This is a genomic window from Pseudomonas sp. S3_E10 (genome assembly GCF_054667615.1).
The window spans coordinates 4,630,847-4,646,348 of the sequence record NZ_CP162743.1 but is presented as its reverse complement, the minus strand read 5'-3'; the positions used below and the strand labels follow the sequence as shown (position 1 = coordinate 4,646,348).

Here is a 15,502-nt window from a genome sequence, read left to right as displayed (position 1 = left end):
TGTTCAAGGACTGATCATGTCTCACCTGTTCAATCAACACCCCGATGAACGCCTGCGCGACGCGATGCTCGCGTACTACCTGGCCCACAAAGTACCTGCCTCACTCAAAGACAAGCTCAGCAACGCCGATGACCTCTACGAATACTGGCTGCTCGACGTTCAAGTCAGCCGAGCGGTACCGACCAGCCCCGTGGCCTGCGCCATTGCCAGCCTTCAGCAATACATCACGCGCATTCAACTGGGCCTGGAAGCGGGTTACGAAAACCAGGGGATGAGCGCGCAGCATGACCGGCTTTGGCGTGAGCGACTGCACACTTACCCGGTCTGGAGCGCCAGCCAGCAATTGCGTTACCACCCGGCCAACTACCTGGACCCGACGCTGCGTCGCAATAAAACCGATAGTTTCCAGCAGTTGGAAAACGAGCTGAGCCAGTATCGAGTGCAATCAGACAGCGTCGTGACGGCGGTACAGAGTTACCTGGCGCGTTTCGAAGAAATCGCCAATATCCGTACGCTCAACGGCTATATCGACGGCAACACCACTGCGCTGTACCGCAGCACCTATTACTTCGTTGGCAAGTCCAGCTCCGAGAATACCTATTACTGGCGCAGCCTTGACCTCTCCAGACGCTCCGGCGAGCGGCTTTTTCCAGACGCTTGGTCGGCGTGGAAAAAGATCAACCTGACACTCTCCGAAGACACCATCGAGGCAAGTATTCGCCCGGTATTTTTTAATAACCGGCTGTTTTTAGTCTGGGCCGAATGCAGTAAACCCGCGCCGACCAGCGCCTTCAAAACCACGCCAGCGAAACCGGACACTAAACAACGCCTCAACGAATGGGCGGACAGTCACTTTCCTAAATTCCGTCTTAATTTTTCTTATAAAAAACACAATGACAGCTGGAGCGCGGCCCAAACCTGTATTGAGGAGTACTGCGCAGCGCAGGAAATCAATGGGGTTGACCTTGCCGCGATCAAATCCCTCACGCACACCGTGGCGATCGTGGATGCCGCTTCCTCGAATACGCCGGCTCGGCTGTTTTTAGGCTTGCATACGACCGATCCGAAACAACAGGAACCCTTCAGTGGCAAATTTTTCCAGGCCGTAGAGGTAGACCCCCACTTCAATATGATAAAAATCGCCGACGGCGGCACGCCTGGGCGATACAAAGTGCCACAGGGCTCGGAGTTATCCGAAGAAATACATGAATTATTGAAGTACTTTCAGCCGTCCCAGCAGCAACAAGTCAAACAGGCCCTCGCCGGCAACGACCCGGAACATGAAGAGTATTACAACGAATTATTGCTCGGCACTTCTCGACAGCACTTCACGCTGTTCGGGCATACAAACCAAGGCAATCTCCAGTTCAAATTTTCCCCTTCAACCAAACACTCAATCACCCAGGCCACCCTGGAGCCGAACTATACAAACTGGGACTATCTGGGCAATAAAACATCCATTGAAGAGGCCAAATACAACTCATCGAGTTTCGACCCAGACACTCAGGAGCTGGTATTCACTTCCACCCTCAATGGCACATTTCAGCACCCTTACACGGTCACCATAAAGAAAGGGGATTACACGTTAACCCTGACCACTGAAACGCTGGGCGATGCCACTACCCCCCAACTAAAACTCAGTGCCGGTTCGCGCTTCACCGATGCGTACTCAAATTACAAAGCGGGCTTCTATGCCATCTTCCTCAGAGATGGGGTTACTCACGAAGAGTTCATCAACTGCATCCACGATGACGAGTCGCGCTTGATCAAGCCGACACCGGATGGCGAAGAGGCTATATCGCTGGAAGGTAAGTTCATCGACAGGAGCGCTTTCATACACCTGTATCAAAACACCCATCACACGTTCGACGTCCTGACCAACCGCTTCACCACGGCCACCCTGCCCAGCGGCCTGGTCGCACTTCACGGAACGAATGCGCTATCGCTTATTCGCTGCGACGCAAAAATCGAGAAATACCGCGTGTATAAGCATGTCGTCATGCGTTCCAACTTTGCCGAATACCCCCTTGTAGAGCATATCAACGAAGGCTCGGCCCGAATCCTCAACTTGCAGGACACCGCCCATACCAGCCTCGTCGGCTCCAGCCCCGAATTGTCGATCGGGCATAAAGTCACCGCCCGCATTCCGATGACAGCCGAAATGTTGAAAGCGGGCGTTACGCTTATCCATGGGGTGTTGACGCTTGAGATTAACGAGAACCGCACCCAGACGCTTGGCTGTGCCCTGAAAGCGGTTGAACTGAAATCAACCGCCGTCTCCACGATATCGGCGGCCCTCCAACAACTTGCCCCGCGTATCAACACCTACACGTCGCTCCCGCTCGGCACCGCCCAATTCATTGATTTCTCGGGCAGCACGCCCAACGCGGCCAGCGATACGCCCAAGACCCTTCGTATGAACACCTGCGTTGCCGACAAGCTGGTCAAGGCCGCCAATACAGGCCTGGAACAGGTGTTTTCGTTAACCCCGCAACACTGGCAAGAGCCTCCCCTGGCGGAAAAACAAGTGGCCGAGGCTATCGACTTTCAAGGGGCTTACGGCCAGTACTTCTGGGAATTGTTTCTGTACCTGCCCTGGCTGGTCGCTCACCGCCTGGATCAGGAGCAGCAACACGAAGAAGCCCAAGCCTGGCTCACTTACATCTTCGACCCCGCACGCGCAGCCGACGCCGCCATCGGCCGCCCGGCCTACTGGGGCTTCAACGAACTGGCCCGGCGGGAGGCCGTGCCTGGCGCAATCTCACACGACCCGCACGAACTGGCGATTCGTACTCCCCTGTACTTTCGCAAGGCGGTGTACCTGTTTTTCCTCGATATCCTGATCAACCGTGGCGATGCCGCCTACCGACAGCTGACGCCCGACAGCCTGACACAGGCCAAACTCTGGTACACGCGGGTCAATCGGCTGCTGGGCGCACGCCCCACCATCACCACTACCGAGCCCTGGGCCAGCATCACGCTGCGTACGTTGGTCACAACCCCTTCGCAGGCGCTACGCGAATTGGAATGGTCGACACCGTCAATCGATATGGACAGACCGGTCGACGACGCCGCACGCGCGCTGCCGGCCCCCACCGACAAGCTCTGCCTGCCGTTCAACACCGACCTCGTGGCGCGCTGGGACAAACTCGAAAGCCGCCTGCATAACCTGCGGCACAACCTCGACATCACCGGCAAACCGCTGCAGCTGGCGTTGTACGGCGCGCCATTGGCAGCGCCAACGCTGTTGGCCAGCCAGGTCAAAGACGGCCTCGTCCCGGCAGTGGGCGCGGCGGCCTTTCCCTCTGCGCAGGTTGGCCACTATCGTTTCCAGATCATGCTCGGCCATGCCCTGGCGGCCACCGACGCAGTGATCCAATTCGGCAATACGCTGCTGACGCTCAATGAGCGCAAGGACCAGGCCGAATACCTGGAACTGCAACATCAACAAGCCTGGGACCTGGCCAATATCGTGGTCATGCAACACACCCAGGCGTTGTTGATCGACGAGAAAAACCGCCAGGCGCTGTCTATCAGCCGACAGATCATCGAAGCCCGGCTGGGCTATTACCAGCATCTGCTCACCGAGGGTGTCAGCCACCACGAAACCAAGGCGGGGCAGCTTTACCTGGCCAGTAATGTGTTCGATGCCGCAGGCGCGGTCGCGGGCGCCGGGGCCGGCATTGCGATGATGGCGCCGAACATCGTCGGCACGTCGGTCGGTGGTTCGCGCTGGGAAGGCCCATTCCATGCCGCACAAGCACTGGCCCAAGGGGCCGCGACAGCCCTGCGCAGCACCGCGTCGGACCTGGACCGTACCGAACAATTCAAGCGTCGCGCACAAGAGTGGGCCCATGCCCAGGAACAGGCCCGATTCGAACTGGCCCAGGTCGATGCCCAGTTGCAAGCCTATGCCGAGCAGGAAAAGGCCACGCGCCTGCAATTGCGCCTGGCGCAGACGACCCTCGCCCAGGCCTGGTCGAGCTATCAATTGCTGATCAAACGCTTCGCCAACGCCCAGCTCTACGATTGGCTCAATGCTCAGCTCGGCCAGTTCTTCTACCAGGCCTACGACCTGAGCCTGGGCCTGTGCCGGGCAGCCGAAGCGAGCTGGCAATACGAAATGGCCGACAACCGCTCATTTATCCAAACAGGGGCCTGGAACACCCGTTACCGCGGTTACCTCGCGGGCGAAGCCCTGAAGCTGTCGCTGCTGAAAATGAACGACGCGTACCTGCAAACCAATGTTCGCGATCTGGAAATCGTCAAGACCCTTTCCCTGCGACACCGCGTGCTCGACTGCAACGTCCAACCCCTTGTCCCGACCAACACCTCCGAACTCAGTGAGACCGCTCAAGCGGACACTCCGGCGCTGTGGGCCCACTTGAAAAAACAACTAATCAGCGATGGCGCGCTTTGCTTCAAATTGCCCCGAACGCTCTTCGAAGAGGACTACCCCAACCACATCCTGCGGCGCATCAAAGGCATCAGCGTGTCGTTGCCGGCGACCCTGGGCGCGTATGAAGACATCAAGGCGATACTGACCCAGACCAGCCACGAGATCGAATTGCCCAACGGTACCTCGATCAAGGATAAGCGCGCCCATCAGCAAATCGCGCTGTCCACCGGTTTGGATGACAACGGCCTGTTTGCGCTCACGTTCGACAGTCACGAGCGCTACTTGCCGTTCGAGTACACGGGCGCCATTTCCGAATGGACCCTGACGTTTCCCAATCACGACATGCAAAAAGCCATCCTGGAATCGATCAACGACATTGTCATTCACCTGCGCTACACCGCGCGGGTCAAGCCCGCAGCGGGGGCCCAGGTATGAGCAACGACACGCCTGACCTGCAGATCAACCCACCCACGCTGCCCAAAGGCGGCGGCGCCATTCAAGGCACCGGCAAGGGCTGGGCCAACGTCGGCATCAGCGGTACGGCGACCTTTGAGATTGCCTTACCGATTTCTCCCGCCAGGGGGTATGCGCCGGCCATGACGCTGAGTTACCACAGCACGGCGGGAAACGGCCCCTTCGGCTTGGGGTGGACGATCAACCTGAGCGCCATCCGCCGACGCACGGCCCATGGCGTGCCTGCCTACACGGAACACGACGAGTTCATCGGGCCCGACGCGCAAACCTGGTTGCCCGAGCGCGACGCTCAAGGCGCGACGCTCGACCGCCCGTCCACGGTAGCGGGCACGGCCTATCGTGTGGTTCGCTACTTTGCGCGAGTCGAAAGCAGCTTCGACATCATCGAGCATTGGCGATCAGCAACCGATACCGCAGGCTTCTGGCTGATACACGGCGCTGACGGCAGCCAGCACTTCTATGGCAAAACAGCGCTGGCGCGCATTGCCGACCCGGACGAACCACAGCACGTGGCGCAATGGTTGTTGCAGGAAAGCCTGAATGCCCACGGCGAGCATATTTACTATCACTACACGCCAGAGACCGACACCTCGCGCTACCCACGCGATTGCCGTGCCCAGCACTACCTGGAACGCATCTGCTACGGCAACTTCACGGCCAGGAAACAAGAACACCTGTACCTGTGGCATACCGACGAGAAGCCGGCTATGGGCTGGCACTTTCAATTGCTGTTCGATTACGGCGAGCGCGCCATCCAATGGTCCAAACCGACGACCTATGAACCCACCCGCGCCTGGCGCATACGACCTGACGCCAGCTCGGACTTTTCCTTCGGTTTTGAGTTACGCACCCTGCGCCTGTGCCGGCAGATCCTGATGTTTCACCACTTTCCCGATGAGCCCAAAATGGCTGCCGAGCCGGTGCTGGCCAGGCGTCTGTTGCTGGAATACCGCCTCATCGGCAAAGTCAATCTGTTGGGCGCCGTGCATGAGCAGGCCTTCGACAGCGCGGGCCAATGCGTGAGCCGCCCACCGCTGGAATGTGCCTATGAATCGAGCCGGCTCAGGACGGATCAGAGCCGTTACCAACCGCTTGGTGCGATGGCGGGACTCAACGATGGCAATCGCTACCAATTGGTCGATCTGTATGGCGAAGGGATCCCGGGGATCCTCTACCGCAGCGACAAAAGTTGGTACTACCGAGAGCCGCTCAGGGCACCCGCCGCACCTACCGGTGACGAAGTGACGTACGGCATCGCCCAAGCGCTGGCGCGAGTGCCGGTCGCTGACAGCAGCCGCCCCATCCACCAGGCACTGGCCGACCTTGAGGGCGACGGCCGCTTGGACTGGATCGTCGCCCAGCCTGGAATGAGTGGTTTTTTCGCCCTGGACGAACAGCGCAACTGGTCGGCATTTACCCCATTCGATGCGTTCCCATCGGAGTTTTTCCATCCCCGGGGCGCGCTGGCTGACTTGATGGGCGCCGGACGCAGTGATTTCGCCATGATCGGCCCCCGCAGCGTGCGCCTGTATGCCAACCGCAGAAAATCCGGCTTCGCGCCGGCCACCGAAGTCCTTCACTTGGACGACGACAGCTTGCCGACGCTCTCGTCCTCACCTGACGAACTGGTGGCCTTCAGCGACGTCCTCGCCAGCGGGCAACAGCACTTGGTGCGCATCCGTCACAACGAAGTGAAATGCTGGCCAAACCTGGGCCGGGGGCGTTTCGCCAAGGGTTTTGTACTGGCCACGCTGCCGTTCTCTTACCGTACGTTCAAGGCAAGCAATGTGCTGCTCGCCGATCTGGCGGGCAGCGGTGCCACGGACTTACTGTACCCGAGCCCCGAACACCTGCTGGTTTTCCTCAACAACGGCGGCAACGGCTTCGAGACGGAGCCGGTCAAGGTGCCCTGGCCCAAGGGCATCGTGCATGACGATCACTGCCAGGTCAGCCTGGTCGATGTGCAAGGCCTGGGCTGCCCGAGCCTGATCCTGAGCGCCGCCCACCAGTCGCCCATTCACTGGCGCTATGACTTTTTCAACAACAAGCCCTGCCTGCTGATCAAAACCTCTAACAACATGGGCGCCCAAGCCTCCATCCAGTACCGCAGCAGCGCCCAAGAGTGGCTGGATGAAAAACACGAACTCAAGGCCGCCGGCCAGCCCGCCATCAGCCATTTGCCCTTTGCGATCCACGTGGTGCGCGCGCATACCCAACAAGACGAAATTACCGGCAACCGGCTTACCCATCACCTGCGTTACCGCTGCGCCTACTACGACCGCGAAGACCTTGAATTTCGCGGCTTTGGCCTACTGCTGCAAACCGACACCGAGGCCGACGGTAACCCCCCAGACGCGGCCGGTTTCAGCGCACCGGTGGTGCACAAAACCTGGTTCCATACCGGGCAACAGCTGGACATGCCGACCCGCGGCGCCAGCGCGCATGACCGGCAAGCCAAGGCATTGGGCCCCACGTTGCTCAGCAAACACCGGGCCGTCGACCCGGCCGATCCCATCGGCCATCACGATGAGGTGATCCATGCGCCCGCGCCCGCGCTGTTGCGTCAGGCCGCGCGCGCACTCAGCGGGATGGTTTTACGCAGCGAAGTGGTGGCCGTGGATACCGCGCCACACCGGCCGCCCTATTCAGTGCAGGTGCATCGTTATCAGGTTCGCGAACTGGCCCCCATCAGCACGCACGCGCGCGATGCCAGGCTGCTGTTACTGCCGCTGGAATCGATCAGTTATCAATATGAAGGCGTAGCGGACGATCCTGTGTGCCGGCACCAGATCAACCTGCGCCGGGACGCCTATGGCTGCCTGGTGCATGGCGTGACGGTACACTACGCGCGCCGGACCACCGCCGAGGACGCGCCACCCGCCGTGCTCACCGACGACCCTCAACGGCAATGGTGGCGCGACACCCATGACAGCGCGCAACAGTCCTATTACCTGAGCGAGACGTTGGCGTACTACATTCATCTGGATAACGCGCGGCCGCAGCGCCTGGCCCTGCCGTATCGCCAGCGCAGCAACGCGCTGGTACTGGGCAAGGCCCCTGCGGCGGGTGGGTTAAGCCTGGAGCAGATCAGCCATGAAACCCTCATCGACCTGAAAAACGGCCCCTTGGCCGCAGGTGCCGCGCGCGAACTGAGCTGCTTGACGGTGCAACGTTACCGGGAAGCCGGCGGCCATGGGGAAACCCTCGCGCCAGGCGTCGCGACCCCGCAGGCCCTGACCGATTATCTTGAAGCGGCAGAGCTGGATGAAAAGGCGCTGGGTATCTATGAAGACATACCGGTGATGCCGAACCAACCCACGGTTGAGTTGACGCAAAAGCTCAAGGACAGCGGTTACCACACCATGGAGCGGTTTTTTTCGTTCGCGGGCGAGGCCGGCAACCTGTGGTCGATCCGACGCTATTTCCCACAGTATGGAAATGCCACACAGTTCTACCGGCTCAAAGCGCTGCAAGCGACCCAGGCGCATGGCAGAACAAGCATTACTTACGACCCTTATTGGCTTCAGGTCACCCAGGTAAAACTGCCCGATGGTTGTTTGACCACCGCCGAATATGACTATGGGTCGCTGCTGCCGACCAAAATCGTCGACCCCAATGGCACTGTTCAAGAGGCACGGTATGACGGGTTTGGACAGCTACTCGCCCATACCTTTTACGGTCATGAGCAGGGGCTCAGAGTGGGCTTCTCAGCGTTGGCCGACGACACCCGGGCCGACGATACAACGCCTGCCTTTGCCATTGAAAACAGCAAGACCGTGTTGCGGAACATGGCCGGCGCTCACTGCTACGCCCCCTTCAGCTGGATGGGCGCGATCAATAAAGACCAGGTAAAAAAAGACTGGGTGACCCGTGGTTATGTTCTGCCCACTGGGCATATTCGGCCCCTTGCACGCTCACGTCTGAAAGACACTCGTCGACCGCTCAACGACAGCGAAAAAGAACTCAAGGTGTTGATCGACGCGGCCCGGCAAACGCCGGTACACGCGCTTACGCTGCTGGCCGATCGTTACCCAGACGATGCCGAACAGCAGGTGCGCATGACCCTGACCTACTGGGACGGTTTTGGCCGCACCCTGCAGAGCAAGCAAAAAACCGAACCAGGACCGGCCAACGCCGTGGACGCCCAAGGCAACCTGCTGGTCGACGAAACGCCTGACGCTGATGCCAACACGGTAAAAAAACAGCTGCGCCAGGTGCAGGCCGATCCTCGCTGGCGAGTCAGCGAACGGGTCGAGTTCAACCACCAAGGCCTGATCATTCGCACCTACCGCCCTTACTTTGCCGACAGGCACGGTTACATCAATGATCAATCCCTGCGCGAACTCGGCTACAGCGACCGGCAGTTCTACGATTCCCTTGGGCGCCCGACACGGACACTCACCGCCGCCGGTTTCATGCGCCGCATGACGTATTGGGCCTGGTATACGGTGAGCGAGGATGAAAACGATACCTACCAAGAGGTAAAGCCTGCGCTGGATTCACCGCTGCGCTGATGCCTCTCGAAAAAAGGCCGTCACCGGTTGCCGGTGACGGCCTGGCCTCCACGGCCGCAGTCAACGCCTGTGGGGGTCACGTACCCCCTGAACGCGATAATGCAGCCCGCCCATATGCTGCAGCATGAGCCGATAGGCACCGCGCCCGCGCGCGCCGGGATACCCATGCAAATCAACGGACCACAGTCGATCCCGATGCTGGTGCCAATGAACCGCAGTAAAGCGCCCCTCGCGCAAGTGGCTGAGCGCCAGAGCAATACTGCGCCCCTGGGTACTCAGGGGGTCTATTCCTTGCACGGCCGTCGTGTCGATCTCAAAGCCGGATGCTGTTACCGCCTGGCTTTGCTGAACCGGCGTATGCGCCTCGGCCACCGCTGACCTGCGCTGGCGGCGTGCACGGGAAGCATGGGACGTAGACGCCACTTCAAATGATGGAGCGGAGGACGCTTGTACGTTTTCCAGGGTTTGCGAGCGGGTTGGACCGCGCAGTTGGCGAGTGTCCCAGCCTATGCGAGCCAACTCGGGTGCGGGGTTGCGGTGCTGGGCGATCAGCGCCTCGGCTTGAGGTTTTGCAGCAAACGGGCCCGCATGCGCGTAAATAAGGTCTTGTTCGTAGGAAACGAGGAAAGAGACCCCTTCCACTTCCCGTCGCTGTTCATAGGCAAGCGACAGCAGCCTGGAAGCCTCTTCGTTGCTCAACCGGTAATGCTCAGCCATCCGCAGGGCGAGGCTCGTCAACTGTTCACCATATTGGCTGTCGGTCATCTGAGCAGGTTCGGTTCGAGGGCGTCGTTGGTGGCGATACACCACAGCAGCCCCCACCAATGCGCCGATAGAAGCGCCTGCCATTTCATGTCCCATCAACGCACCGCCTATAACCCCCAAAAGCATCATCAAAACAGCCACCGCGGTCAGCGCTAGCGGTGACACAGGTGCTGCGCGCTGCCCTTGCAGGCCGTCGCGATCAACAAACGTCACCGGGTTATTGCCCACCATGGCGTAGAGATTCAGCCCATCAACGGCGCCTGCCGGGTCGGGGCTGATCCAGCGCTGCAACCAAGGCGCGTAATACCGAGCCCCGTAGTAATACAGCCCACTGGCATCTCGCTCTTTAGCCGAATAGCGCAGGGTTTTGTAGTTGGCTTCAACGGCATTCCTGGCCGCCCACCAGGCCGTACCACCGAACGGATAAAACACTTCCTGACTGATCAATTGCGCCTGGCCATCCAGTTCCAGCGAACGGCTAGCCAAATGGTCGCCGATGCTGAAGCGGACCTGCTCGTTCGCCAGCCCCTCGGGTTGCCCTGCCTCCCATTGCAGTATCCGTGCGGGGCTACGCCCCAGCGACGCGGTGATTACATTCAACTGTTCCCCGGTGGCCGTATTGCTGCGGATTTCGAGCCCCGGCAAATAACGCACCTCTTGCACGAACGTGCGCATCCGGCCGCGGCTGCGCCGGCGCTTGAACACGCGCTGGCCGCCGCCGTCGTAGCCGTATGTTTCGTCATCGTCGTCGTCATCCTGGCCACGCCGCACTTGGGTCACCCGCGTCAACTGGTTGCGCACATTCCATGACATGGCCTGCCCTTGCACCAACTCCAGCTGATTGCCACATGCATCGAAACCTCGGCCCAAGCCTGGCGCATCCACCGCCGTCGGTTGCAGGCAAGCGTGGTTGCTGTAGCGGCCAACCGTGAAGTCGCGGGTGTACCCCGTGCCGACGGCCGGCCGGTGTTGGACGGTCTTGAGATTGCCACTCGCGTCGTAGCTGTACTGCTGGGTGTAGGCGCGCCACTGGCTGTCATCCACGGCACCGAACAGCACCATCGGCGCCGGCCCCTGTCCCGCCAGGGCGTGTGCATGTTCACGTCCCGTGGCGCGGATCAGTTGATAAAGCGTGTCATAGGCATACACCGCGTCAGCGGCGCTGTGCGCGTTATTGAACCAGCGCGTCGGCTGCACCGCGTCCTGAATACGCACAACGTTGCCAACACCGTCGTATTCATAATTCAAGACTTGCAGTGACGGGTTCTGACCACCCGCGCGATGCACCCGCAAACGCTGCAACCGGTTATCCGCCTCAGCGTAATCGGCCGAGGTAACGACGCCGTTACCGGCTCGCTCCGACAGCAATTGACCCGCCGCGTTGTAGGTACAGCGCTCCACCAGCACCTGTCGACGGCCGCCGGCAAGCAACACCGCGCCGGACATGAGCTGCCCCTCCAGGCCATAGCGCGACTGCGCGCGGTTGCCCTTGGCGTCGACTTGCTCCAGCAGCTGGCCCGACGCCGCATAGTGCCAGGTGGTGACAAACCGTTGCGCTTCCAGCAACGGCTCACGGGCCGTTGGCGATTCAGGCCAATCGAGCATCTGCGGTTGTTGCGCAAAGGCTCGACTTTGCCGCACAACCTGACCCTGCACGCCATAAGCCTCATAAAACAGCGTGCCGGCGGTGTCGTCATGGCGCACCAGGCGCCCGGCGTGCAGGCCACCCTGCGTGGCGGTGCCGTGGGAATAGGTCAGGCGTTCGACGCAACGCGGGGCAGGCTGATCGGCGGCGTGTTCAAACGTCGCCACGGTACGGAGCAGACGGTCGTATTCATAACGCTGATGAGCACCGCGGGCGTCCCACTGCTCCAGCAATTGCCCAGCCGCTCCCGGCAGCCTCAACTGCCAGCCGGCATCCACGCGGTCGATGCGCAGCAACATTCCAGAAAGGCTCAACTGCACGCGCTCATTGGGTTTAACCGCTGGGTCTGCCGCCTGCAGCGCGATCAGCCGCGAATCCCACTGCTCGTGCAACGCCCCCTGGGCGCCGAACACTCGGCGGGTGATACGTGGCTGGGGGCGCTCCCGCGCGGTCTCGCGATGATAAGCCACGCCGCGAACCGGTAACCCGCGCGGGTCAATGGCAGACAGCGTAGGGGTGTGTTGGTGTTGGGCGTAAGACATGGCACATAACCTCAATAATCCAAAGGTGCGCAAAGCGAAGACATGGCGGATGGGCACAAGGGCGGCTTTGGGCGGTGTTGTAAGTGGGCATCAGTGCCGCGCAACCCGGCTTCGCGACCATCTCGACGCCAGGTTCGAATACCCTTCCCTGGCCGCCTGTACCGCGAACCCGCGCCATTCGGTGAGCGCTGAAGTCAGGCCGCGCGCGGCCGTCACAGCGGTACGCGCCAATGCACTTTGCCCGGCCATGGACGAGCCGGTCAGGCGCACGGCCAATGCCTCTATGCCTGTCGAGACCCAGTACGCCCATGTTTGATTGAACATCCGGCTCAGGCCGCCGTGCATCATCGCCGTCGGGTCCGGAAGCTGCAGGGTCTCACCATGCGTATCAGCGACGGCGGTTGCATGGCCGGCACGAATCAACGTGCCCATGGCCCCGTCATAGGCCTCGACCATGGGGGTGACATTCGGCACGAGGGGCACCGGCACGTCCGCGCCGAAAAACGCGTTGCCAACGGTCGCGACCGCATAGGCCGCCGTCGCGCCGGCGGTTCTTGTGAGCCTGGCGCGCAGGGGCGTCGCGCCCCAAGAGAAACCGCTGCCGTGCCCGCGAATAATCTGTTGCACCAGTTCCCTGGCGAACGAGCGCACATGCCCAGCCAAGCGCAGGCGCGCTACAGGGTCCCAACCCTCCTCTGCGGACGGATGCAGCGACTCGGCATGCCCGGCGTACCCTCCTCCCGCCACACCGCCCGCTATCAGCCCGACCAGTGGCGCATAGCGCGTCCACCGACCGGCGAGCCCGGTACTCATGTGCACGACAGCCAGTGCATCCAGCGCCGCGACGGTATAGCGCAACGCCTGGTTGCCTGCCGCTGTCGGCGCAGTGCTGCCAAAGATCGCCACATCGACCCCCGCCGCGATGGCGTTGGCCAGATACGTCGACAACCCATCGCGAATCGCCGCCGAACCGGCCGCTTGGATCCGCGGCCTCAGGATTCGACCAATGTGCGCGGCAGTGCGTGTCCAGGAAATTGTGCGCAGTCGCCTGGGCCGGGAAACTGCCGTGGGTATTGAGGGCGCCAACCCCCTGTTCATCCCCGTGGGTGACGGGATTACCGCCGACCATGGCATACAGGTTCAACCCATCGATATCGCCGGCCGGGTCCGGGCTGATCCAGCGGCATAGCCACGGCGCGTAGTACCTGAAACCGTAGTAATACAGCCCGCTGGCATCGCGTTCCTTACCCGAATAACGAATGAATGTGTAATCCGCCTCGCTGGCATTCCTGGCTGCCCACCACGCGGTGCCGCCATAAGGGTAGTAGCTCTCGTGGCTGATGCGTTGCGCCTGCTCATCCAACTCCAGCGTGCTGCTGCCCAAGTGGTCCGACAGCCCGAAACGAATCTGCGCCGGCTGAGCAACCCCGCCGGGATGCCGATCCCATTGCAACACCCGCACGGTCGTCGTGCCGACAGCCAGGTTGAGCACGTTCAACTGTTCGTCGGTGGCACTGTCATGGCGGATTTCCAGCCCCGGCAGGTATCGCACCTCGGCCGTATGCAGGCGGCCGCGAGCCTTGAACGACCGACGTTTGCGTATTCGTTGCCCTGCGGCATCGTACTCATAACGTTCCTCGTCATCGTCATCACCCGCGCGCGCTACCTGAATCAGGTGGGTCAATTGGCCGCGCGCATTCCACCCCATCCCGCGAATACCCTCCAGGGCCTGAAGATTGCCGCAGCGGTCATAACCCTGCCCCAGTCCCGGCGCAGCCGCACCATCGATCCGGGGCAAAAGATGATTGCTGTGCGCAGCTATCGTCATGTTGCGGGTGTAGCCCACCCCGCTGCTCGGCACATGGCGCAGTTGAAGCAGATTGCCGGCCGGGTCATAGCGAAAGTGTTGGGTGTAACGACGCCAGACACTGTCGTCGGTGGAGCCGAACGCCACCCAACCCGGTAACGCAGGGCCACCGCTGTTGCCGGCGGTTTCCCGTCCGCTGGCCTTGGTCAGTCGCGACAGTGTGTCGTACTCATAGGTGCTGAGCGCATCAACCCGGGTGTTGCGCGACCAGTGCGTCAGTTGTTCACGATCGTCGATCCGCACGATATTGCCGACGGGGTCATAGTCGTATTGCACGTCTTGCAACCGTTGCGCCGCAGCCCCCGGTAAATGGGCGATCATCTGTCGGCAGCGACCATCACACGGGTGATAGTGCAAGGTGCGCACGACGCCGTTTCCAGCCCGTTGGTGGAGCAACTGCCCTGCGGCGTTGTAACGGTATTGATCCGACAGGCACTGGCGCACGCTGCCCTTGAGCACCAGGAAAACGCCCGTCGTTTGACCGTCCACCCCATAGGCGTATTCAACGCGGTGCCCCTTGGCATCGGTGTGATACAAGCGCTCACCGAGCGCGTTGAACCCGGCGGTCGTGGCGAAACGTTCGAGCTCCAGGCGTGCCTCTCGTTGCGCCTCGGGCTGCGGCCAATCCAACACTGCATCCCACTGCCGAAAACGCCGGGTCTGCAGCGCGACCTCCCCGTGTACGCCATAACGCTCATGGAACACGCTGCCGCCGCCGTCATCATGACGAATGACCCGGCCACACCGATTGAGTGCCGCCTCTGCCACCGAATAGGCGCCATATTCAAGTCGCTCGACACAGTGAGGTTGCGCGTCACCGGAGGCTTGTTCGAACACCGCCACGGCCCGCAGGTACGGGTCATAGCGATAGGCCTGGTGTGCACCGCCGCCGCTCCAGATGTCGAGCACCTGCCCTGCCTCCCCGGGCAGCATTAACCGCAGGCCCGCGTCCACACTGTCGGTGCGCAAGGCTAGGCCGCCAAGACTGTAGACCGTGCGTTGATTGGCGAGCGTGGCAGGCTGCGAACGTTGCAATTGGAACAGCCGCGGGTCCCACTGCTCAACCATCGAACCGGCGCTGTCATGCACCTGCCGGCAAATGTGCGGCTGAGGAGGGTCGGAGGCTGTCGCGCGATAGTAGTCGACGTTACGCACAGTCAAGCCGCGAGGATCGTACGCCGTCAGCGAAGGGGTGAATTGATGCAGGGCATGGGACATGGGGTTGTGATCATCGGTTGTTAAATGATCACGAAGGCTATTGCTGGGGGCGCGCTGAAAAGCGGTAGTAGTGGAGCG

Annotated in this window: 5 protein-coding genes; 2 read left to right on the top strand and 3 right to left on the bottom strand. The window is 61.1% G+C overall.

Translation table 11 applies throughout. The features are described 5' to 3' along the window. The first annotated feature begins 16 nt into the window (after window positions 1-16). Both AB4N98_RS21290 and AB4N98_RS21285 read left to right on the top strand, forming a co-directional pair. A complete protein-coding gene (locus AB4N98_RS21290; RefSeq protein ID WP_460148894.1) occupies window positions 17-4,834 on the top strand; it encodes a Tc toxin subunit A-related protein in 4,818 nt (1,605 codons plus the stop codon). Further along, window positions 4,831-9,387: a SpvB/TcaC N-terminal domain-containing protein gene (locus AB4N98_RS21285; protein ID WP_460148893.1), complete on the top strand. Its 4,557-nt coding sequence runs from the start codon at window positions 4,831-4,833 to the stop codon at window positions 9,385-9,387. Before AB4N98_RS21290 ends, AB4N98_RS21285 begins: the two co-directional genes overlap by 4 nt. Before the next feature lie 60 nt (window positions 9,388-9,447). Here AB4N98_RS21285 and AB4N98_RS21280 read toward each other — a convergent pair whose 3' ends face one another. The 3 genes from AB4N98_RS21280 to AB4N98_RS21270 all read right to left on the bottom strand — a co-directional run bounded on the left by AB4N98_RS21280 (window position 9,448) and on the right by AB4N98_RS21270 (window position 15,424). Beyond that, the gene (locus AB4N98_RS21280) at window positions 9,448-12,339 is read right to left on the bottom strand and encodes an RHS repeat-associated core domain-containing protein (protein ID WP_460148892.1); all 2,892 of its coding nucleotides are present in this window, start codon (window positions 12,337-12,339) and stop codon (window positions 9,448-9,450) included. A 90-nt stretch (window positions 12,340-12,429) separates the two neighbouring features. Next, on the bottom strand, window positions 12,430-12,795 hold the full coding sequence (locus AB4N98_RS21275) for a hypothetical protein (RefSeq protein WP_460105984.1): 366 nt from the start codon (window positions 12,793-12,795) through the stop codon (window positions 12,430-12,432). Next, window positions 12,779-15,424 (bottom strand): RHS repeat-associated core domain-containing protein, encoded by a 2,646-nt coding sequence (locus tag AB4N98_RS21270; protein WP_460063450.1) that lies wholly within the window; start codon window positions 15,422-15,424, stop codon window positions 12,779-12,781. The genes AB4N98_RS21275 and AB4N98_RS21270 overlap by 17 nt, the downstream gene beginning before the upstream one ends. Between the last annotated feature and the right edge of the window lie 78 nt (window positions 15,425-15,502).